General features: G+C 60.8%; 16 protein-coding genes, 1 tRNA gene and 2 pseudogenes. 11 read left to right on the top strand and 8 right to left on the bottom strand.

Going from position 1 to position 20,300, the window contains the following annotated elements; genetic code table 11:
• The first annotated feature begins 32 nt into the window (after positions 1–32).
• The 3 genes from KGA82_RS09885 to ychF all read left to right on the top strand — a co-directional run bounded on the left by KGA82_RS09885 (position 33) and on the right by ychF (position 2,511).
• On the top strand, positions 33–632 hold the full coding sequence (locus KGA82_RS09885) for a 50S ribosomal protein L25/general stress protein Ctc (RefSeq protein ID WP_008025849.1): 600 nt from the start codon (positions 33–35) through the stop codon (positions 630–632).
• 170 nt (positions 633–802) lie between these two features.
• On the top strand, positions 803–1,387 hold the full coding sequence (gene pth / locus KGA82_RS09880) for an aminoacyl-tRNA hydrolase (RefSeq protein WP_008037207.1): 585 nt from the start codon (positions 803–805) through the stop codon (positions 1,385–1,387).
• Between the two features lie 23 nt (positions 1,388–1,410).
• The gene (ychF, locus tag KGA82_RS09875; protein ID WP_207286086.1) at positions 1,411–2,511 is read left to right on the top strand and encodes a redox-regulated ATPase YchF; all 1,101 of its coding nucleotides are present in this window, start codon (positions 1,411–1,413) and stop codon (positions 2,509–2,511) included.
• 190 nt (positions 2,512–2,701) lie between these two features.
• Here the strand turns inward: ychF and KGA82_RS09870 are convergent, their stop codons facing one another.
• Positions 2,702–3,919: an MFS transporter gene (locus KGA82_RS09870; protein ID WP_008037203.1), complete on the bottom strand. Its 1,218-nt coding sequence runs from the start codon at positions 3,917–3,919 to the stop codon at positions 2,702–2,704.
• 185 nt (positions 3,920–4,104) lie between these two features.
• On the opposite strand from KGA82_RS09870, the gene KGA82_RS09865 reads away from it, so the two are divergent.
• Together KGA82_RS09865 and KGA82_RS09860 are read left to right on the top strand one after the other, a co-directional pair.
• Positions 4,105–6,300: a methyl-accepting chemotaxis protein gene (locus tag KGA82_RS09865; protein ID WP_411737658.1), complete on the top strand. Its 2,196-nt coding sequence runs from the start codon at positions 4,105–4,107 to the stop codon at positions 6,298–6,300.
• Between the two features lie 116 nt (positions 6,301–6,416).
• Positions 6,417–6,493 (top strand) — tRNA-Met (locus KGA82_RS09860).
• Positions 6,494–6,689: 196 nt separating this feature from the next.
• Here KGA82_RS09860 and KGA82_RS09855 read toward each other — a convergent pair.
• The gene (locus KGA82_RS09855; protein ID WP_223450253.1) at positions 6,690–7,799 is read right to left on the bottom strand and encodes a DUF2817 domain-containing protein; all 1,110 of its coding nucleotides are present in this window, start codon (positions 7,797–7,799) and stop codon (positions 6,690–6,692) included.
• A gap of 152 nt (positions 7,800–7,951) precedes the next feature.
• On the opposite strand from KGA82_RS09855, the gene ggt reads away from it, so the two are divergent.
• The gene (gene ggt, locus KGA82_RS09850; protein ID WP_223450252.1) at positions 7,952–9,784 is read left to right on the top strand and encodes a gamma-glutamyltransferase; all 1,833 of its coding nucleotides are present in this window, start codon (positions 7,952–7,954) and stop codon (positions 9,782–9,784) included.
• A gap of 187 nt (positions 9,785–9,971) precedes the next feature.
• On the opposite strand, the gene ddlA is transcribed toward ggt, so the two are convergent.
• Both ddlA and KGA82_RS09840 read right to left on the bottom strand, forming a co-directional pair.
• Positions 9,972–11,066 carry a D-alanine--D-alanine ligase gene (gene ddlA / locus KGA82_RS09845; protein ID WP_223450251.1) on the bottom strand — a complete coding sequence of 365 codons (1,095 nt, stop codon included), beginning with the start codon at positions 11,064–11,066 and terminating at the stop codon, positions 9,972–9,974.
• A gap of 10 nt (positions 11,067–11,076) precedes the next feature.
• Positions 11,077–11,718, bottom strand: coding sequence for a LysE family translocator (locus KGA82_RS09840; RefSeq protein WP_223450250.1), 642 nt, complete (start codon positions 11,716–11,718; stop codon positions 11,077–11,079).
• A 154-nt stretch (positions 11,719–11,872) separates the two neighbouring features.
• Here KGA82_RS09840 and KGA82_RS09835 point away from each other — a divergent pair, with 154 nt between their 5' ends.
• Entirely contained in the window at positions 11,873–12,682 is an 810-nt protein-coding gene (locus KGA82_RS09835) for an AraC family transcriptional regulator (protein WP_032832348.1), read from the top strand.
• Between the two features lie 76 nt (positions 12,683–12,758).
• Positions 12,759–13,127: a cupin domain-containing protein gene (locus tag KGA82_RS09830; protein WP_207286082.1), complete on the top strand. Its 369-nt coding sequence runs from the start codon at positions 12,759–12,761 to the stop codon at positions 13,125–13,127.
• 4 nt (positions 13,128–13,131) lie between these two features.
• Here the strand turns inward: KGA82_RS09830 and KGA82_RS09825 are convergent, their stop codons facing one another.
• The 4 genes and pseudogenes from KGA82_RS09825 to KGA82_RS09815 all read right to left on the bottom strand — a co-directional run bounded on the left by KGA82_RS09825 (position 13,132) and on the right by KGA82_RS09815 (position 16,548).
• The gene (locus KGA82_RS09825) at positions 13,132–13,731 is read right to left on the bottom strand and encodes a flavin reductase family protein (protein WP_008025833.1); all 600 of its coding nucleotides are present in this window, start codon (positions 13,729–13,731) and stop codon (positions 13,132–13,134) included.
• Positions 13,732–13,788: 57 nt separating this feature from the next.
• Positions 13,789–14,223, bottom strand: a pseudogene (locus KGA82_RS29460) (methyl-accepting chemotaxis protein); the annotation flags it as partial.
• A 159-nt stretch (positions 14,224–14,382) separates the two neighbouring features.
• Positions 14,383–15,015 (bottom strand): annotated as a pseudogene (locus tag KGA82_RS29455) (PAS domain-containing protein); the annotation flags it as partial.
• A 219-nt stretch (positions 15,016–15,234) separates the two neighbouring features.
• Positions 15,235–16,548 (bottom strand): MFS transporter, encoded by a 1,314-nt coding sequence (locus KGA82_RS09815; RefSeq protein ID WP_008037185.1) that lies wholly within the window; start codon positions 16,546–16,548, stop codon positions 15,235–15,237.
• A gap of 344 nt (positions 16,549–16,892) precedes the next feature.
• Here KGA82_RS09815 and KGA82_RS09810 point away from each other — a divergent pair, with 344 nt between their 5' ends.
• From KGA82_RS09810 to KGA82_RS09800, 3 genes are all read left to right on the top strand, one after another.
• On the top strand, positions 16,893–18,311 hold the full coding sequence (locus tag KGA82_RS09810; protein WP_008037184.1) for a short-chain fatty acid transporter: 1,419 nt from the start codon (positions 16,893–16,895) through the stop codon (positions 18,309–18,311).
• A 110-nt stretch (positions 18,312–18,421) separates the two neighbouring features.
• Positions 18,422–19,594 carry a hypothetical protein gene (locus KGA82_RS09805; RefSeq protein ID WP_223415240.1) on the top strand — a complete coding sequence of 391 codons (1,173 nt, stop codon included), beginning with the start codon at positions 18,422–18,424 and terminating at the stop codon, positions 19,592–19,594.
• Between the two features lie 181 nt (positions 19,595–19,775).
• Positions 19,776–20,288: an SET domain-containing protein-lysine N-methyltransferase gene (locus tag KGA82_RS09800; RefSeq protein WP_223450249.1), complete on the top strand. Its 513-nt coding sequence runs from the start codon at positions 19,776–19,778 to the stop codon at positions 20,286–20,288.
• Positions 20,289–20,300: the final 12 nt, after the last annotated feature.

Genomic DNA, 20,300 nt, shown 5'->3' with positions numbered 1-20,300 from the left:
TGGGGCGAATGTGGTTATTTTGGAGATACAACATGAACGATTTTACTCTGAATGCTGAAGTGCGTTCCGACCTGGGGAAAGGTGCGAGCCGCCGCCTGCGTCGTCTCGCAAGCCTGGTACCAGCTGTAGTTTACGGTGGCGAAAAAGCCCCTGAATCCATCAGCATGCTGGCTAAAGAAGTTGCCAAACTGCTCGAAAACGAAGCGGCTTACAGCCACATCATCGAGCTGAACGTTGGCGGCACCAAGCAAAACGTAATCATCAAAGCTCTGCAGCGTCACCCGGCCAAAGGCCACGTGATGCACGCTGACTTCGTACGCGTAGTTGCCGGCCAAAAGCTGACCGCTATCGTTCCAGTGCACTTCATCAACGAAGAAGCACCAGCGAAGAAAGGCGGCGAGATTTCGCACGTTGTTGCTGAAATCGAAGTGACCTGCCTGCCAAAAGACCTGCCTGAATTCATCGAAGTCGACCTGGCTAACGCCGAAATCGGTTCGATCATTCACCTGTCCGACCTCAAAGCCCCTAAAGGCGTTGAGTTTGTTGCTCTGGCACACGGCGATGACAAGGCTGTTGCCAACGTCCACGCTCCACGTGTTGCTCCAGAAGCTGCTGAAGGCGCTGCAGAGTAATTCACTCTGTGATGCCGGAGTGACCCGGTAACATCGCGGACTGGAACGTAGCGAGAAAGCGGGCGAGAACGCGGAGTTTACATAATGGTAAATGAGCACTTGTCGTCCACTTTCGCCGCACACCCGGATTGCGGCGATGTTATCCACCACTCCAAAGAAGGGCCCCTATCGTGACTGCCATCAAACTGATCGTTGGCCTGGGAAATCCAGGCGCTGAATACGAACAGACCCGGCATAACGCAGGGGCCCTTTTTGTTGAGCGCATCGCGAACGCACAAGGCGTCAACCTTGTGGCGGACCGCAAATATTTCGGCCTGACCGGGCGCTATTCGCACCAGGGTCAGGATGTTCGCCTGCTGATTCCCACCACGTACATGAACCGCAGCGGCCAGGCCGTGGCGGCACTCGCCGGTTTCTTCCGCATCAAGCCTGAAGAAATCCTCGTGGCGCATGACGAACTCGACCTGCCACCGGGCGTAGCCAAACTCAAACAGGGCGGCGGCCATGGCGGTCACAACGGGTTGCGCGACATCATCGCGCAACTGGGCAATCAGAATACCTTCTACCGCTTGCGGCTTGGCATTGGCCATCCGGGCGTAGCCAGTATGGTTTCAAATTTCGTCCTGGGTCGTGCGCCACGCGCCGAACAGGAAAAACTCGATGCCAGCATCGACTTTGCCCTCGGCGTGCTGCCGGATATCCTCGCCGGGGAATGGAACCGCGCGATGAAAAACCTGCACAGCCAGAAGGCCTGACTCTACTCCTCGGGGAAAACACCATGGGATTCAATTGCGGCATCGTCGGCCTGCCTAACGTCGGTAAGTCCACCCTGTTCAACGCCCTGACCAAATCCGGGATCGCGGCCGAGAACTTCCCCTTCTGCACCATCGAGCCGAACAGCGGTATCGTGCCGATGCCGGATCCGCGTCTGGACGCCTTGGCGGCCATCGTCAAACCAAAGCGCATCCTGCCGACCACCATGGAATTCGTCGACATCGCGGGCCTCGTTGCCGGCGCCTCGAAAGGTGAAGGCCTGGGCAACAAGTTCCTGGCCAACATCCGTGAAACCGATGCCATCGCCCACGTGGTCCGCTGCTTCGAAGACGAGAACGTGATTCACGTCTCCAACAGCGTCGACCCGAAACGCGACATCGAAATCATCGACCTGGAACTGATCTTCGCTGACCTCGACAGCTGCGAGAAGCAACTGCAGAAAGTCGCACGCAACGCCAAGGGCGGTGACAAGGACGCAGTGGTCCAGAAAGGCCTGCTGGAGCAACTGATCGCTCACTTCACCGAAGGCAAGCCAGCGCGCAGCCTGATGAAGAGCATGGGCACCGACGAGAAAGCGGTGATCAAGGGCTTCCACCTGCTGACCACCAAACCGGTCATGTACATCGCTAACGTCGCTGAAGACGGTTTCGAAAACAACCCGCACCTGGACGTGGTCCGCGCCATCGCCGAAGAAGAAGGCGCCGTGGTTGTTCCGGTGTGCAACAAGATCGAAGCGGAAATTGCCGAGCTGGATGACGGCGAAGAGAAAGACATGTTCCTCGAAGCCCTTGGCCTCGAAGAGCCTGGCCTGAACCGCGTGATCCGCGCCGGCTACGAAATGCTGCACCTGCAGACCTACTTCACCGCCGGTGTCGAAGAAGTCCGCGCCTGGACCGTCCGCGTTGGTGCCACCGCACCGCAAGCCGCTGGCGTGATCCACACCGACTTCGAAAAAGGCTTCATCCGCGCCGAAGTCATCGCCTACGACGACTTCATCCAGTACAAGGGCGAAGCCGGCACCAAAGAAGCCGGTAAATGGCGTCTGGAAGGCAAGGACTACATCGTTAAAGACGGCGACGTGATGCACTTCCGTTTCAACGTGTAAAAACACCCGCCCAAGAAAAAGCCGCGTTTGATACGCGGCTTTTTTGTGCCTGAAATCCCGTTCACCGCAATCCTGTAGGAGCCGGCTTGCTGCGGGCGGCGTTCCGACGATCCAGACACCGCGGTTAACCAGCCAGTCCGCGTGATCGTTCATCGCCAGCAAGCCGGCTCCTACAGAAGAAATGTGTAGATCAGGCCTTTTTGGTTCTTGGCAGGAAGATCGCCAACACGCCCAACAACGGCAGGAACGAGCACAGGAAGTACACGTATTCGATGCCGTGCACGTCCGCCAGATGCCCCAGCAACGCCGCGCCAATCCCGCCGAAACCGAACATCAGCCCGAAGAACACCCCGGCAATCATCCCGACATTACCCGGCACCAATTCCTGTGCATAAACCACAATGGCCGAGAATGCCGAGGCCAGGATGAAGCCAATCACCACGCTCAGAATGCTGGTCCAGAACAAATCAACATGCGGCAGGATCAGGGTGAACGGCGCAACCCCAAGGATCGAAAACCAGATCACCGCCTTACGTCCGATCTTGTCGCCAATCGGCCCGCCGAAGAAAGTCCCCGCCGCCACCGCCCCCAGAAACAGGAACAAATGCAGCTGCGAACTGGCCACCGAGAGGTCGAATTTCTCGATCAGGTAAAAGGTGAAGTAACTGGTCAGACTGGCCATGTAGAAATACTTGGAGAACACCAGCAGCCCAAGCACCACCAGCGCACTCGTGACCCGGCCCTTCGACAAGCCATGAGTGGCCGCCTGACCTTGCTTGAGCTTGAACAGGTTCAAGTGATTGGCGTACCAACGGCTGATCCGGTAGAGCACGAACAGCGCAAACAACGCGAACAAGCCGAACCACGCCACATGGCCCTGGCCGAACGGAATGATGATCGCCGCCGCCAGCAATGGGCCAAAGGCCGAACCCGCGTTACCGCCCACCTGGAACGTCGATTGCGCCAGACCGAAGCGCCCGCCCGAAGCCAGTCGCGCCACACGGGAGGCTTCCGGGTGAAAGGTCGAGGAACCAATACCGATCAGCCCTGCCGCCAGCAGGATCATCGGAAAGCTGCCGACCACCGACATCATCAAAATACCAATCAACGTACACACCGTACCGGCCGGAAGCAGCCAGGGCTTGGGATGACGATCGGTGTGGTAACCGACCCACGGTTGCAACAGCGAAGCCGTCAGTTGAAAGGTCAGGGTGATCAGGCCGACCTGGGTGAAGGTCAGGCCGTAGTTGGCCTTGAGCATCGGGTAGATCGACGGCAGCACCGACTGAATCAGGTCGTTGATCAAATGCGCCAGCGCCACGGCACCGATGATGCGCATGACCAGAGGGCTGCTTTGTGACGTCGCGGATGCCGGCGTCGCGCCGGTCTGGGCATTGCTGATAGCCATGGGAGTTTCCGTACAACAGATGGGTGCACACGGGCAGGTGCGTCAATGTGCCATTTTTCAGTGCAGCAGCGCCATCCCCTTAGCCAGCTAACGAACTAATTTCCGCAAGTAATAGCGCAACGCCATGGTCTGAATCTTGCCTTGTTATCCGCTTCAACGCGGCGCCCTTACAAAGGGCACCGAGAATGGGAAGTTTCGCTACAGAGTCGGCCTACAGAGCTGGCGAGGGTGAACTTTCGAGGCCTTTAAAAAGGGCACGAGTCGCGGTCGCAACGACCTCGACGCACGCCATTGGTGCGTGGTGTCCAGAGGAGTCATGGGGCATGCAGGCTTTTTTATCTCCGGGGATCGGGTTGCTGGGGCGTTTCGGCTTCGCCCGTAAATTTCAGTTGTTGTTTCTGCTGTTTATCCTGCCACTGGCGGGTAGCCTGCTGATGATCGGCCAGGACTATCGCGCCAAACTGAACCTGATTTCCGGCGAACGTGCCGGGGTTCGGCAACTGCTCGCGCTGGATGCGCTGGATAACCTGCTCGCCGCCCAGCGTGATCGCGCCGCGCGCTGGCGTGCCACCGAGACCAATCGCCAACCGACACCGGCCACCCTCGCCGCGATGGCGGCGTTCGATGCCGTTCAGCCGGCGGTCGCGCAAGCCACCACGGACCTTGGCAACGCGTTGCAAACCGAAGGCGCCGAGGGCGAAACCCTGGCCCGCTATCAAACCCTGCAAACCGCGCTCAACGGCCTCGACTCGAAAAGCCTGAGCAGCGTCGGCTGGTGGCCGGACGGTTACGACCGTTTCACTAACGCCTTGAGTGCCCTGCAGGCCCTGCGCGAGCAGATCGCCATGGACAATCGCCTGACCCTCGCGCCGTGGCTGGAAACCTACCTGCTGACGCAGATCTCGACGCAACACGCGCCGGACCTGATCGAGCGCGTCGGCCGTCTGGCCAGCGTCGGCCAGGCGTCGGTGGTGTCCGGGCAATTCACCCTGCAAAGCCGCCTGCAATTGCGCGACCTGCGCAGCCGCATCGGCGACGCCCGCGAGCAGCTTGTCAAAACCGCCGGCCTGCTGGAAGCGCGCCTGCCCAGTGCCTTGCAGGCGTGGGCCGGGCAGTACCATGACAACCTCAAACACCTCGACGCCGAGCTGAAAGTCCTCGATGACGGCGTGTTTGGCGGCAGCATCAAACTCAAACCCGAGGAGTTCGAACGCAGCCTGGACAGCCTGCTCACCGACCTCGCCTCGCTGCGTCAGCAGTCGTTGGTCTCGCTGGATCAGCGTCTGGATTACTACCATGGCTCGGCGATCCGCCAGTTCATTCTGGTGGCCGTGATCTTTGGTTGCCTGCTGCTGGCCGCGCTGTACCTGTTCATCTGCTTGCAGGCTTCGATCCGCCGCAGCGCCAGCGGCATCACGCTGCTGGCCGAAGCCTTGCGCGACGGCAATCTGAGCCTGCAAGTGCCGGTTGAAGGCCGCGACGAACTGGCGGCGATCAGCACCGCGCTCAACGTTGCGGTGGTGCAACTGCGCAACAGTCTGTTGGGGGTCGATCATGAAACCTTGCAGCTGAGTAACGCGGTGCGCACGCTCAATCACCATTCCAGCGGCGCGTTGGGCGAGGTTGAAGCGCAGCAGTTGCAGATCAGTCAGATCGCGGCAGCGGCAACGCAATTGGCCGCCACTTCCCAAGGGGTTGCCCAGAGTTGCGAACAGGCCTCCGGCAGCGCTCAGCATACCCAGCGCATTGCTGCCGACAGCAGCCGTGACAGCCAGCGTACAACGGCGAGCATCCAGCAGCTCAACCAGCGTTTGAACGACACGGCGGCTGCACTCGGACGGGTCAGCGAACAAGGGCAGCAGATTCAGTTGGTGGTCGACACCATTCGCGGTGTCGCCGAGCAGACCAACCTGTTGGCGCTCAACGCGGCGATCGAGGCCGCGCGTGCCGGTGAGCAGGGCCGTGGCTTTGCGGTGGTGGCCGATGAAGTGCGCAGCCTCTCGCAGCGCACCCAATCGTCCACCGCGCAGATCGCCGGTACCGTCGACAGCCTGCGCAACACGGTGAACGAAGCCGTGAGCCTGATGGAAGCCGCCTGTGGCCAGGCGCAATCCGATGCGCAAGCAGTCACTGGCCTCGGCGAACGACTGGGGGAAATCGCCAGTGCCGTGCAGAGTGTCACCGACACGTTGGCGCAAATTGCCACGGCGGTCGACGAGCAAGCGACCACTGCCGACGAAGTCAGCGGCAACATCCAGCAGGTCGATCAGGCGGCTGTCCGCTTGCTCGAAGGCGCGCGGGCGGTGAACCTGGCGGCGGACACCTTGAGCCAGGGCAGCAAGGCCCTGAGTGCCAATACCGGGAGATTCCAGCTCGGTTGACGCCCTCCCCCGGTCCGGTTTTTCGGCTCTGGAGGATAAGCGGTTGAAAGTGTAGAGAAATATTTTAGATTTACGCTTGACGCATCTGCATTACCGGTGAATAATGCGCGCCACTTGGCTACATAGCTCAGTTGGTTAGAGCATAGCATTCATAATGCTGGGGTCCGGGGTTCAAGTCCCTGTGTAGCCACCAAGTACTAAAAACGGCTTACCGAAAGGTAGGCCGTTTTTTTATGCCCGGAGAAAAGTGCACGGATTCTTTGGCCAACACATACACGGGCATGTGTCGTGCGCGAACTCTTTGCCCGACACAAAACCTGTAGGAGCCGGCTTGCCGGCGATGGCGGCCTGACAGGCTCCACAAAACCTGAACCGGACCACAACGCCTGTCAGGAACGCATTGCCGCCAGCGCCGACAACGCCCGCTCCCATATCTGCCACGTACGCAACCAGACCATCGCCTGCCAGTCGCTGTCGGCAGGATAGAACTGTTCCAGCAGATTCAGTTTGATCTCGCGCCCCACGGCATCGCCGGGATTGCCGTGCAGATGCAGCCAATGATCGTCACGCAGATGACGATGAACCTCGGCCCCCGGATACGTCCCGCACTCAATCACGAAGGGCATCAGGCGCACCTGCGGCAACGCATCGATCAGCGCCTGCGAGGTGTAGCCGGTTGCCGTCGCGGCCACGCCGGTTTCGCTCAGCGTATCGGCACCGGTCAGCAGCGTGTAGAGCCATGGCCCGTAAATGGCCTGCGCCTCTGGCAACGCCGGGTAAGCCGACTCGGTGATGGTCAGCAACATCGGATGGCCGTACTCCCCGGCGCCGGTGTGCAGGTCAAAGCACATCGCGACCTCGGCGTGGGCGACATGCTTTTGCAGGATCTGATGCAACGTACGGTTCGACCAGGCCGGTGCCCGCCCGCCATAAAACAGACCATCGGGATGACTGTGCTGGCCGCCCTCGACAATCGACATCACCGCCGGCCAGCCGTGATCGTGGATCTGCTGGTTAAGCAGCGCATCGGCGTGATCACGCTCGGGGCCTGCCAACTCAGTGCAGGCATAGATCTCATGCAGCGCGGCGTAGGCCCGGTTGTCCGGCAGTGGATGTTCAAAGTTCAGGTGATTGCGGTTCAGGTCGATGTTGTCTTCGTTGACCCGGCGCAACCACGCCGTGCCCCAGGGATTGATCAGATGAACGAACACCACGGCGACATCAGCCGGCAGTGAACGCTTGCCCAACTCCTGCATCCATTTGATCTGACAGCCCGAACCATAGAAACCTTCGACCCCGTGAGTGCCGCTCAACGCGATCAGCAAGCGTTTGGCGCCCGGATCTCCGAGCACCGCCACATCGGTGCTCAACGGCTCACCGAACGGCCCTTTGAGCGGGTGCGGGTACTCAGTCAGCGTCGCGCCGGCCGTGGTCGCTGCGGCCAGAAACTGTTCACGCTGGGTGCGATAGCCGGGCTGGGTGGGAAAGTCGGTCTGCATGTCTGCCTCTTGTTTGTTTTCTGGCCTGCCTGTTGCCCTCGACCCTACAGAAAATCCGTCAATGGATGAAGGACAAAACGTCCTGTGGTTTGCGTCGCTTCCTGTCGGCCGATAAAGTCCCCTGAACTTTTCCCACGGACGGAGTGCCCCGCGTGTTCTCAACCCTTCATTTGAGCCGCTATCGCCTGTCAGCCCTTTCGCTGATTGCCAGTGCATTAATCCTCGCGGCGTGCAGTGCCCCGCCCTCCTCGACCTTACCGGTCGCACCGGAAACCGCCTCGGGCTATCGCACCGACCTGCAAACCCGCCACGCCTCAAAACACATGGCAGCAGCAGCCAACCCACTCGCTGCCGAAGCCGGACGGGCGATGCTGCGTCAGGGCGGTTCGGCGATTGATGCCGCCATCGCCATGCAAGCAGTGCTGACGCTGGTCGAGCCACAATCGTCGGGTATCGGTGGTGGCGCGTTGATTGTGTTGTGGGATGGCAAAAACGTGCGCACGTACGACGGTCGCGAAACCGCACCGGCCGGCGCCACCGAGAAGCTGTTCCTGCAGGCCGATGGCAAACCGATGCCGTTCACTCAGGCGCAGATTGGCGGTCGCTCGGTCGGCACGCCGGGCGTGTTGCGGGCGCTGGAACTGGCCCATCAAAAACACGGTCGCCTGCCTTGGGCGCAGCTGTTCGAGCCGGCGATCAAACTCGCGGAACAAGGCTTCGCCATCTCGCCGCGCCTGCATCAGTTGATTGCTTCGGATTCGTCCATGCAGCGCTCGCCGGACATGATGGCGTACTTCCTGAACGCGGATGGCAGCCCGAAAGCCGTCGGCACCTCACTGAAAAATCCGGCACTGGCCGCTGTGTTCAAACGCATCGCCAAGGAAGGTCCCGATGCGCTGTACAAAGGCCCCATCGCGCAGGAAATCGTCGCCAAGGTTCAGGGCCACGCCAACCCCGGCACGCTGTCGCTGAACGACCTCAACGGCTACACCGCCAAAGAACGCGCACCGCTGTGCACCGATTACAAACGCTGGCAAGTCTGCGGCATGCCGCCACCGTCGTCGGGCGGGATCGCCGTGGCGCAGATTCTCGGCACCTTGCAGGCGCTGGAAGCCCGCGACCCGCGTTATGCCCTGGCGGCACTGAAGCCAGTCAAAAGCGCCCAACCCGCCGGCATCGAACCGGCCCCTGAAGCCGTGCACCTGATCTCCGAAGCCGAGCGCCTCGCCTACGCCGACCGTGCACAGTACGTCGCCGACAGCGACTTCGTGCCCGTCCCGGTCAAGGGCCTGGTGGACCCGACCTATCTGGCCAGCCGCGCCGCCCTGATCGGTGATCGCAGCATGGGCACGGCCAAACCCGGCACCCCACCGGGCATTCAGGTCGCCTACGCGCCGGACCGCTCGCCACTGCGCATTTCCACCTCTCAGGTGGTGGCGGTCGATGACCTGGGCGGTGCGGTGTCGATGACCACCACGGTCGAATCCGCCTTCGGCTCACACCTGATGGTCCAGGGCTTTCTGCTCAACAACCAGATGACCGACTTCTCGTTCATCCCCGAAGAAAACGGGCAAAAGGTCGCCAACCGCGTCGAGCCCGGCAAACGCCCGCGCTCGTCCATGGCGCCGACCCTGATCTTCGACCGCCAGAGCGGCGAATTCCTCGCCACCATCGGCTCTCCCGGCGGCTCGCAAATCATCGAGTACGTGGCCAAATCGACCTTGGGCCTGCTCGACTGGAACCTCGACCCGCAAACCGCCATCAACCTGCCCAACTTCGGCAGCCGCAACGGCCCGACCGAACTGGAACGCGGGCAGTTCAGCGCCGAGCTGATTCAGGCGCTGAAGGACAAGGGGCACAACGTGAGCGAAATCGACATGACCAGCGGGACGCAGGCGATTGTCCGGGTCAGGGATGCACAGGGGAAAGCGTCGCTTGCGGGTGGAGCGGATCCGCGGCGGGAGGGAGAAGCGTTGGGGGATTGAGTCCTGCGCAGTGCTGAAAGCCGGATGCTCCTGAATCCGTTGCCGGAGCGAGCTTGCTCGCGAAAAACGTCTGGAGAACGCGGTCATTCAGATAGCACGCGTTATCGTTGACGATCTTCGCTGGCAAGCCAGCTCCTACAGGGAAATACGTCGTTTGAGAGGCTGAGCCTGAACAATCGCACGCAAACTAACGAGAAATCTTCAACACCTGCCGTGCCTTGTGCTTCTCCAGCGCCAGCTCGATCAGACGACTGACCAGCTCGCTGTACGTCATGCCCGTGGCCTGCCACAGCTTGGGGTACATGCTGATGCGGGTGAAACCGGGCAGCGAGTTGATCTCGTTGATCAGTACTTCACCGCTGTCCGTCAGGAACACATCGACCCGCGCCAGCCCGGAGCAGCCGAGCACCTGAAACGCCTCGACGGCCAGGGCACGAATGCGTTCGCTGGCTTCGGTGCTGATGTCAGCCGGAACCACCACTTGCGCGGCCTGTGCGTCGATGTACTTGCTGTCGTAGGAATAAAACCCGCTACGCACGACAATTTCGCCACAACCACTGGCGATAGCGTCTTCGTTGCCGAGCACCGCGCATTCGATCTCGCGACCGCTGACGGCAGATTCGACCAGCACTTTCTCATCGAAACCCAAGGCCAATTCGATCGCTGCCGTGTACTCGGCCTCATCGTTGACCTTGCTCACACCCACCGAAGAGCCCTGATTCGCCGGTTTGACGAACAGCGGCAGCCCGAGTTTGCCCCGGACCTCGGCGAACCCGGTGCGCTTGGCGGTTGCGCGGGTCAGGGTCACGAACGGCGTCACCGCCAACCCGGCATCGCGCAGCAGGCGTTTGCTGATGTCCTTGTCCATGCACACCGCAGAGCCCAGCACATCGGAGCCGACAAACGGCAGATCGGCCATGCGCAGCAACCCTTGCAGGCAACCGTCTTCACCCAGCGTGCCGTGGACGATCGGGAAGATCACATCAACGTGGCCCAACAGCTCCTGACTGGAAGTCTCCACCAATTGCTGACGGGTTTTGCCCGGCACCACGGCGAGTTCGCGGTTGGATTGGTTGAGGGCGATCAGCGCCGGGTTTTCCTGGTTGAGCAGGAAATTCGACGGGTCGTTCAAGTGCCAATGACCCTGTTTATCGATACCGATCAACACCGGATCGAAGCGCGAACGATCCAGTGCGTCGACGATGTTTTTCGCCGATTGCAGCGACACTTCGTGCTCCGCCGAACGGCCGCCAAAAATAATGCCTACCCGCAGTTTGCTCATTCAGAACTCCTTAGCGACTGGCCACCAGATGCGCACCGAACAACAGGTAGCAACTGCCGGCAAAGCGATCCAGCCATTGGCGCGAACGGTCGTACACCCGCGCCATCCGACGGCTGGAGAAAACCAGCGCCACGCTGCAATACCAACTGAACGACAACGTCGCCATGGTCAATACGGCCAGCACCAGCAATGTCGGGGGCACTGTCGCGGGCATGGCGGTCGCGAAGATCGTCGCCACGAACAGTGCGGATTTTGGGTTGGTCATGTTGCCCAGAAAACCCTGGCCATACACCGACCACAATGTGCGCCTCGCGCCGTCAAGCAAGCGGCTGTCGCCCGCAGCAACCGGCGGTTTGCGCTTGAACTGCTTCAAGCCGAGGTAGATCAGGTAACAACCACCGGCAATCTTGAAGCTCAGGTAAAGCGTCGGTGCCGCGCTGAACAGCGACTTGATGCCCAACCCGCCCGCCAGCCCCCAGAGCACCGTGCCGGTGGCCACGCCCAGCGCAGCCACCACGCCGTGACGTTTGGATTGACTGGCTGCCAGTTGCGCGATGTTGAAGAAGTTCGGCCCCGGCGTCACCACCGCAACCGTCCACAACAGCGCCAGCGACAACAACGGAGCGGCGTAGCTCAGGTGGGATATTTCCATAATGGGGGTCGCCTTCTTGGCTGCAGAGGATGCGCAACACATTGCAACATTTGCACTCGGTTTTCTACTCGCGCGAGACCTTCCATCCGCCAGCAGACAGACGACCGGTCACTGAGCTAACGTGTTCTGCATCAAGCTCAAGATAACGATCACCATGGCCCGACACCCGCCTCGCAATGACTGGTTCCACCGCGCACCCGACGTTTCCGGCCTGCAGCGTTTCGAAGCGTTTTTTGCAGGTCACGGCTACGACTTGCACCGCCACGACACCTACGCCATCGGTCACACCCTGGCCGGCGTGCAGAGTTACCAGTACCGCGGCGCCTGGCGCCACAGCCTGCCCGGCGGGACGATGGTGCTGCACCCGGACGAAGTCCACGATGGCGAGGCCGGGACCGAGAGCGGTTTCCACTACCGAATGATGTACATCGAACCGGCGCTGATCCAGCAGATGCTCGGCGGTCAGCCGTTGCCGTTCATCAAGAACGGGTTGTCGACCGACCCACGCCTGTTCGCCGCCACCCAAGTGCTACTGCGCAGTCTCGATTGCCCGCTCGAACCGCTGGAAGAACAGGACGCGCTGTTCGATCTGGCGCAAGCCTTGAACACTGTCGGCGGAGTGACCACCACGCGCCCAAGCTTCGATTATGTGGCAGCAGAACGCGCGCGGGAGTACATGCACAGCGCCCTGGATCGCACCGTGACCCTGGAAGAACTGGCGCACCACAGCGGTCGGGATCGCTGGAGCCTGTCACGGGACTTTCGCCTGTTGTTCGGCACCAGCCCTTATCGATACCTGACCATGCGTCGCCTGGACCTGGTCCGTTCGCTGCTGATTCAGGGCCAATCGCTGGTCAGTGCCGCGCTGATCGCCGGCTTCACCGACCAGAGCCACATGACCCGCCAGTTCAGCAAAACCTACGGCTTGTCACCGGCGCGCTGGATGAAAATGCACCGGCGCTGAGCCACGCACAATCGTACAAGAAGCGCGCCGTTGCGCTGGTTACCGTGGTTCTACGATCAACCACGAGAACTGCTTCATGAAAGCTTACGAAAGCTTGAACTTCGCCGAAAAAATCTCACGAATCGACTCGCACTGGACACCGCGCGTCATTGCCGAAATGAACGACTACCAGTTCAAGGTGGTGAAGCTGCTGGGGGATTTCATCTGGCACGACCACCTCGATACCGACGAAGCCTTCATCGTGCTCGAAGGCCAGTTGCGCATCGATTTTCGTGATGGCCACGTGCTGGTGAACGCCGGCGAAATGTACGTGGTGTCCAAGGGCATCGAGCACAAGCCGTTCGCCGAGCAAGAGGTGAAACTCCTGCTGATCGAACCCCGGGGCGTGTTGAACACCGGCGACAAGGGTGGCGAGCGCACGGCGGAGAATGACCTCTGGGTCTGAAGTCTTACGGCTGCAAGGCTTTGCCGTCTACCGGATCACCGATGGTCAGGAAATGCCCGCCCGCCACGTGGTGCAAGGTGCGTAAAGCATCGTGCCCCTCGAAATGCCAGCGTCCGTCGCTGAACACCCGCTCGTCCGCCTGGGCCGCAATCACTTCGGCCAGGAACAGATCGTATTGTTGGTGGTTGTTCGGTTCCGGCAGCAACCGGCATTCCAGCCAGGCCACGCAGCCTTCGAGCATCGGCGCGTCGATCAACTCGCCGCTGAAGGTCTGCAAGCCATAGGTCTGGAACTTGTCCCGGCCCTGGCCTTGAGTCAGCTCCAGGCCCGAGGTCGAGCCGACGGTTTGCGCGATATCGGCCTGGGCAGCGCAGGGTACGTTCAACACGAATGTGCCCGACGCTTCCAGCAGGTGCCGGGTCCAGGTGGACTTGTCCAGCACCACGGCAATTTTCGGCGGTTCGAAATCCAGTGGCATGGCCCAGGCCGCCGCCATGATGTTGCGCTGCCCGTCATGGGCCGCACTGACCAGCACGGTCGGCCCATGGTTGAGCAGGCGATAAGCCTTGGACAAGGGAACCGGACGGCGATGGGAAGCGCTCATGGGATCTGCTCCTGGGAAAAGAGCCGATTGTAGCGATATCCGCCCGGTTCGCAGGCATCAAGTCGTTAGCTGGTTGGCAAACTGCCCGACCGCGTTCACCACTTTCTGCGCGCCGTCCTGAATCTCGACAATCACCGTGCCCGCCTCTGCCGCCAGCGCCAGCCCCTGCTCTGCCTGAGTTTTGCCGTCGGTCATCAGTGACACCGCATTACGCGCCATGTCCTGGTTCTGACGCACCACCAGGACAATTTCATCGGTGGCCTGACTGGTGCGCGAAGCCAATTGCCGGACCTCGTCCGCGACCACGGCAAAACCACGACCCTGCTCACCGGCACGGGCCGCTTCGATCGCCGCGTTGAGTGCCAGCAGGTTGGTCTGTTCGGCGATGCCGCTGATGGTTTTGACGATGGTGCCGATCACCAGCGACTGCTCGTTCAAGGCCTCGATGCCCTCGCCGGCCGTTTGCATGTGCTTGGCCAGGTCGCGCATCACGTTCACCGCTTGCGTCACCACGGCCGTGCCGCGCTGGGCGCTTTGATCGGTTTGCTGCGAGGTGCCGTAGGCAATGTTCGCCGCTTCAGCGACGGCCAGCTCCTGATTGACCTGATCGGTGATCACCGTGGCGAACTTCACCACTTTGTAGAGTTTGTTATTGGCGTCGACCACCGGGTTGTAGGACGCCTCCAGCCAGACCGTACGCCCGTGGCTGTCGATGCGTTTGAAGCGGCCGGCCACGAATTCCCCGGAATTCAGGCGACGCCAGAAGTCCTGATACTCGGCACTGGTGTGCTCCTGCGCTTCACAGAAGAGACGGTGATGTTTGCCTTTGATCTGCGCGAGGCTGTAACCCATGCCGTTGAGGAAGCGGTCGTTGGCCGACAACACATTGCCAGCGAGGTCGAACTCGATCACCGCCGTCGAGCGCACCAGCGCGCCGATCAGGTTCTCGTGTTCACGGGATGCCTCGATGGTGCGGGTCAGGTCACTGGAGTAAATCGAAAAGTGCTTGATCCGCCCGTCCCCGGAGCGCACCGGCTGCACAATCGAACGCAACCAGGCTTCCTGGCCATCGCCACGCAACAAGCGCACCGCACCGGCAAAGTGCTCGCCTCGGGTCAGTGCAGCCTTGAAGCGGTGATGGAATTCGTCGGACTTCACGTGAACAGGAACGATGTCTTCGATAGGACGATCGATCAGGTCGTGGCTCTTGTAGAGCATCTCGCTGAGAAAATTCTGATTGACCGATTGAATCCGCCCGTCGGGATCCAGGGTCAGGACCAGCATCTCGCTTTCCAGACTTTCCTTCACTTGCTGAAGGCTGGAGAGTTCTTCGCGAAGAGCCGACAACTCTTGCTTCAAGCGTTTGTTGAACATGGGAAAGCACCGATGGACAGAGATAGAAAGCGGCATGCAGCCTAGCCATCGGCCTTGGGGATGTTTTCTGAAGAGTGTTTCAGGGTTGTCCTACAAAAATAGTTGTCTTGGACGCAGCGCCACCTTCAATCAGATGGCGCCAGCCGCCGGGCAATTGCCTGTGCTCGGCGTACGCGCGCCGAAATACAGCGCGCTGCTCACGCCCACCGCGCCCATCACCGCGCAGAAAATCACGCAGATCCAAGGGCTCCACGGCATCAGACCGATCAGCAACAGCGGCGTGATACTCGCCCACGCGGCGTAGGCAATGTTGTACGTGAAGGAAATCCCCGAGACGCGAATCCGCGCCGGGAACAGGCTGACCATCACCGACGGCACCGCGCCGACCACGCCACAACTCAGGCCGGCAATCGCATACGCCAGACCGATCCAGTTGCCGCCGATGATCAGGCAGGTATAAAGCACGCCGATGCCCAGCGGCAGCAGCAGGCTGTACAGCATCACGGTGCGCCAGGCGCCGATACGGTCGACGAGCAAACCGGCGAGCACGCAGCCGATGTTCAGGAACACGATGCCCAATGCGCTCAGGCCAAAGGTGTGGCTGGCGGTCATGCCGAAGGTTTTCTGCATCATGGTCGGGGTAATGACCACAAACACCACCACGGCTGAAGTCAGCACGCAGGTGAGGATCATCGCCGGCAAAATGGCCAGGCGATGCTCACGCAGGACCGTGCGCAGTGGCAGTTCGACGGCGGCATCACGCTTCGCCTGCATCGCCATGAACACCGGAGTTTCATTGAGCCAGCGGCGCAGCCAGACGCCTATCACGCCAAATACTCCGCCCAGCAGGAACGGGTAACGCCATGCGAAATCGAGGATCTCCGCCGGGGTGAACGCCTGTGCCAGAAAGGTCGCTGTCAGCGCGCCGATCAAGTAGCCAAAGGTCAACCCGGCCTGAAGGAAACCCAGTGCATAACCGCGATGCCCGGCCGGCGCGTGCTCGGCGACAAACACCCAGGCGCTCGGCACTTCACCGCCGACCGCCGCGCCTTGCAGTACCCGCAGGACCAACAGCAGCAAGGGTGCGAAATAACCGATCTGGGCGTAGGTCGGCATGATGCCTATCAGCAGGCACGGCAGCGCCATCATCAGAATGCTAAGGCTGAAGACTTTCTTGCGCCCCAGCCGGTCGGCGAAATGCGCCATCAGAATCCCGCCCAACGGCCGCGCCAGGTAACCGGTGACAAAAATCCCGAAACTTTGCAGCAGGCGCAGCCATTCAGGCATTTCCGGCGGGAAGAACAGCTGACTGAGGGTCAGGGCGAAAAACACGAAGATGATGAAATCGTAGATTTCCAGCGCGCCGCCGAGGGCCGCAAGGCCTAGGGTCTTGTAGTCCGAACGGCTGAACGGTGCCGGGCGCGAATCGTTAAGGGCAGTCATCAAAAGAACTCTGGCATGGGCAAAAAACCAAGGCGCCCATGGTCTACGCAAACGCGCCAGCGGACAACCCGTTAGACCATAGTCCCGTATCGGTAAAACTTCGTCACAAATTCTGACCGATTGATTTACTGTTGGCGCCTGTCCAGACGGGCGTTGCAGCCAGTGCCGATCAAAAACTGTAGGAGCGAGCCTGCTCGCGATGGACTCGAGAACGACGCGTTTAATCAGTAAACACGCGTCATGGTTTACGACCATCGCGAGCAGGCTCGCTCCCACAATAAAAACGGCGTTAGGCCTTTGCAGCCCTGAAGACCACAACAAACATAAAAATTCGAGGTACTCCCGTGGCTGCTGATATCGAAGATACCCGCTCCGCCCGCTTTGCCCTGCGCTGTTCAAGTTTTGCCGAACGCTGGTTTCCTGATTCCTGGGTGTTTGCTGCCCTGGCGGTGATCATCGTCGCCGTGGCCACCCTGTTCATGGGCGCCAAACCCACCGACGCCGCGATGGCCTTCGGTGACGGGTTCTGGAGCCTGATCCCGTTCACCATGCAGATGGCGTTCGTGGTGATCGGCGGCTATGTAGTCGCCAGCTCGCCGCCCGCCGTCAAGCTGATCGACCGTCTGGCGCGCATCCCCAAGAACGGCCGTTCCGCCGTGGCGTGGGTGGCGCTGATTTCCATGGTCGCGTCGCTGCTGAACTGGGGCTTGTCGCTGGTGTTCGGCGGCTTGCTGGTGCGCGCCCTCGCCCGCCGCGTCGACCTGAAAATGGATTATCGCGCCGCCGGTGCTGCCGCCTACCTGGGCCTTGGCGCGGTGTGGGCCCTGGGCCTGTCGTCGTCCGCCGCGCAGTTGCAGGCCAACCCGGCCAGTTTGCCGCCGTCGATTCTGTCGATCACCGGGGTGATACCGTTCACGCAAACCATCTTTCTCTGGCAGTCCGGCGTCATGTTGCTGGCGCTGATCGTGATCTCGCTGATCATTGCCTACGCCACCGCCCCAGGCCCGAACTCGGCCCGCGATGCCAAAGCCTGCGGCATCGACCCGAGCTTCAACCTGCCACCGCTGCAACCGCGCACTCGCCCCGGCGAATGGCTGGAACACAGCCCGCTGCTGACGATTCTGCTGGTGCTGCTGGCGGCCGGGTGGCTGTTCCACGAGTTCTCGACCAAACCGGCGATCAGTGCGATTTCCGGGCTGAACACCTACAACTTCCTGTTCATCATGCTCGGTGCCTTGCTGCACTGGCGCCCGCGCAGTTTCCTCGATGCGGTGTCCCGCGCGGTGCCGACTACCACCGGCGTGCTGATCCAGTTCCCGTTGTACGGCTCGATCGCCGCGCTGATGACCACGGTCAAAGGCACTGACGCGCAGACTCTGGCGCACCACATCTCGACCTTTTTCGTACAAATCGCGTCCCACGACACCTACGCGCTGCTGATGGGCGTGTACTCGGCGATCCTCGGCTTCTTCATCCCGTCGGGCGGCGGCAAGTGGATCATCGAAGCGCCGTACGTGATGCAAGTGGCCACCGACCTGAACTACCACCTGGGCTGGGCCGTGCAGATCTACAACGCCGCCGAAGCCCTGCCGAACCTGATCAACCCGTTCTACATGCTGCCGCTGCTGGGTGTGCTGGGTTTGAAGGCGCGGGACTTGATCGGGTTTTCGTTCGTGCAACTGCTGGTGCACACGCCGCTGGTGCTGTTTCTGCTGTGGGCGCTGGGGACGACGCTGACGTATACGGCGCCGGTGATGCCGTAATGCAAAAAGGGGCCGATATTTCTATCGGCCCCTACTTCTCGTTCGGCCTCTTCTGTTTCAGTATGTCTTCGCCCGTTCTCGAGGGCCCACACGCTGAAAAGGATCTGAGCATGTTCAAACTCGCAGCACTCACCCTTGCCGCCCTGACCCTGAGCACCGCCGCCCAGGCGGATGCCGATCTGAAGCTGGGCAGCACCGAGCGCGTCACCCGGCTGTTCGCTTACCCCAACAATTGCAACGTGATCTGCTTTCGCAACTGGACGCTGGAGCAAACCGTCGAGCATTACCTGACGCAGAGCGTGCAGCGTGATGGTTACAGCGATGCGAAGGTGCAGGTCAAAACCGATAACAATCAGCTCTATGCCGCAATCACCGGTGTGCCCAGGGGCTATGAAAAGCCGTTGGCAGCGCTGCTCGATGCCGGCGATCTGGCTTATACCGGCGCCAGCAAGCTGAATGCCGACGGCAAGTGGGCTTACAGCTGGTACTTGTTCCTGCCGCTGGGCATGGCCCTGGAGAACCGCAGAAGTGTCGAGCTGCTGCACTTCCCGCCGGATTACTCGCTGACTCAGGCCCAGGACTATCTGGAGTCCAAGACCACCGATCGCTGGGCCACGCTGCTGACGATCAACGGCATCCCTGCCGATCAGACACCGGCTTTCCAGACCATCATCGACATCGCGCCGATCGCCGCGCCGTCCAACGCCGGCAAGGATCTGGAAGGCGTCTACGACTACTTCAAGGACTACCAGACCACCATGGTCAAGGAAGTCAGCCAGAACGCCAGCGGTGCCACGTTGCCGATGGTCGCGTTCGGTGCGCCGGTGCGTAACTGGATCAAGCAGCAATACGGACCGACCGTAAACGTGCTGGGCCTGGCAACCATCAGTCCGAAAGAAGGGGTGAAAGTGCCGGTGCTGGGTTCCAACCACCCGAGCTACATCTGGTACGCCGCCGACCCGGACAGCTACACCGGCAAAGATGCCCAGGCACAGGCCGATGCAGCGGGCCTGAAAGTCATGGGCCAGGACTTGAGTGCCGCATGCTGGCAGGCCGCAATGGGCCGCGACCTCGACAGCAATCCAGACATTGAGCTGAGAAGTTGCACCCAGACCTGGCAAGTGGCCCAGGCAGTTAAAACCTGCGAACTGTTCTACACCTCGATCCGCAACCTGACGCCTGGGCAAGCCACGGCCAAATGCGCGACGACGCCGATCAAGGCTCAACTCAAACAGCTCAAGGTCCCCACGCCTGCGACCGCAGTGCCTGCTACGCATCTGTAAAAAACTGAACGGCGTTCCTGCGTGAGCCTTGGCTGACGTGGGAACGCGCGCTTTTCCTCTGTCAGTTATGACAGTAGACCGGTGGTTTTTTTTGCGAGAGTCTTGAGGCGTACCCATGTGCTGCAGGGCTGACAGGATGTCAGCTGACGGAGGTCGCAGCGCCCCGCCGACAAGGATTGTGATGAAACCCCACGCTGAGCAAGGAATCACCTCACCGCCATTCAATGGCATCTATCGGTTTAGAAAGTTGTCCCCTCGACTAGGATTCCCTAACACGGAAGACTTTCAAATCATCAACAATGCTCAGGGAGAGCCGATCGCTGTCGCCGCTTTGCGCGAATTCCCTCGGCTCAGCCGAATCTGCCGTATTTCCGGGCATTTGCTGCCCTATCGCTGCCGACACACTCGGCAAATGGCACCGGGCATTCATGTCTATGACCCGCGCTTCTGCGGATTGCTTAACCACGCCTGCGACCCCAACGCCTTTCTCGACATGAGTGAACTGTGGTTATGGGCGCTGAAGGACATCAGAAAAGGTGATCGGCTGACGATGGATTTCGCCACGACGGAAGACAGGCTGCAGCGGCAGTTTGCCTGCCGCTGTGGTTGTCCTTGCTGCCGTGGCTGGATCACCGGCTACGACGAATCGCCGAATGCCGATGGCCAGTTGTTCTTCCAGAACTGGCGCCGATGACACCAGGGGCTT

This window comes from Pseudomonas sp. BF-RE-22, from assembly GCF_019956155.1.
Taxonomy (GTDB): Bacteria; Pseudomonadota; Gammaproteobacteria; order Pseudomonadales; family Pseudomonadaceae; genus Aquipseudomonas; species Aquipseudomonas migulae.
The sequence above is the reverse complement of the archived record's forward strand: the minus strand, read 5'-3'. Positions and strand labels throughout refer to the sequence as shown.

Coding starts and splice junctions, on each gene's coding strand:
- KGA82_RS09805 (WP_223415240.1), top strand. CDS start 18,422: ATGTTCAAACTCGCAGCACTCACCCTTGCCGCCCTGACCCTGAGCACC.
- KGA82_RS09855 (WP_223450253.1), bottom strand. CDS start 7,799: ATGCAGACCGACTTTCCCACCCAGCCCGGCTATCGCACCCAGCGTGAA.
- ddlA (WP_223450251.1), bottom strand. CDS start 11,066: ATGAGCAAACTGCGGGTAGGCATTATTTTTGGCGGCCGTTCGGCGGAG.
- KGA82_RS09885 (WP_008025849.1), top strand. CDS start 33: ATGAACGATTTTACTCTGAATGCTGAAGTGCGTTCCGACCTGGGGAAA.
- KGA82_RS09830 (WP_207286082.1), top strand. CDS start 12,759: ATGAAAGCTTACGAAAGCTTGAACTTCGCCGAAAAAATCTCACGAATC.
- KGA82_RS09825 (WP_008025833.1), bottom strand. CDS start 13,731: ATGAGCGCTTCCCATCGCCGTCCGGTTCCCTTGTCCAAGGCTTATCGC.
- KGA82_RS09865 (WP_411737658.1), top strand. CDS start 4,105: ATGGGAAGTTTCGCTACAGAGTCGGCCTACAGAGCTGGCGAGGGTGAA.
- KGA82_RS09800 (WP_223450249.1), top strand. CDS start 19,776: ATGAAACCCCACGCTGAGCAAGGAATCACCTCACCGCCATTCAATGGC.
- KGA82_RS09815 (WP_008037185.1), bottom strand. CDS start 16,548: ATGACTGCCCTTAACGATTCGCGCCCGGCACCGTTCAGCCGTTCGGAC.
- KGA82_RS09835 (WP_032832348.1), top strand. CDS start 11,873: ATGGCCCGACACCCGCCTCGCAATGACTGGTTCCACCGCGCACCCGAC.
- ychF (WP_207286086.1), top strand. CDS start 1,411: ATGGGATTCAATTGCGGCATCGTCGGCCTGCCTAACGTCGGTAAGTCC.
- KGA82_RS09840 (WP_223450250.1), bottom strand. CDS start 11,718: ATGGAAATATCCCACCTGAGCTACGCCGCTCCGTTGTTGTCGCTGGCG.
- KGA82_RS09870 (WP_008037203.1), bottom strand. CDS start 3,919: ATGGCTATCAGCAATGCCCAGACCGGCGCGACGCCGGCATCCGCGACG.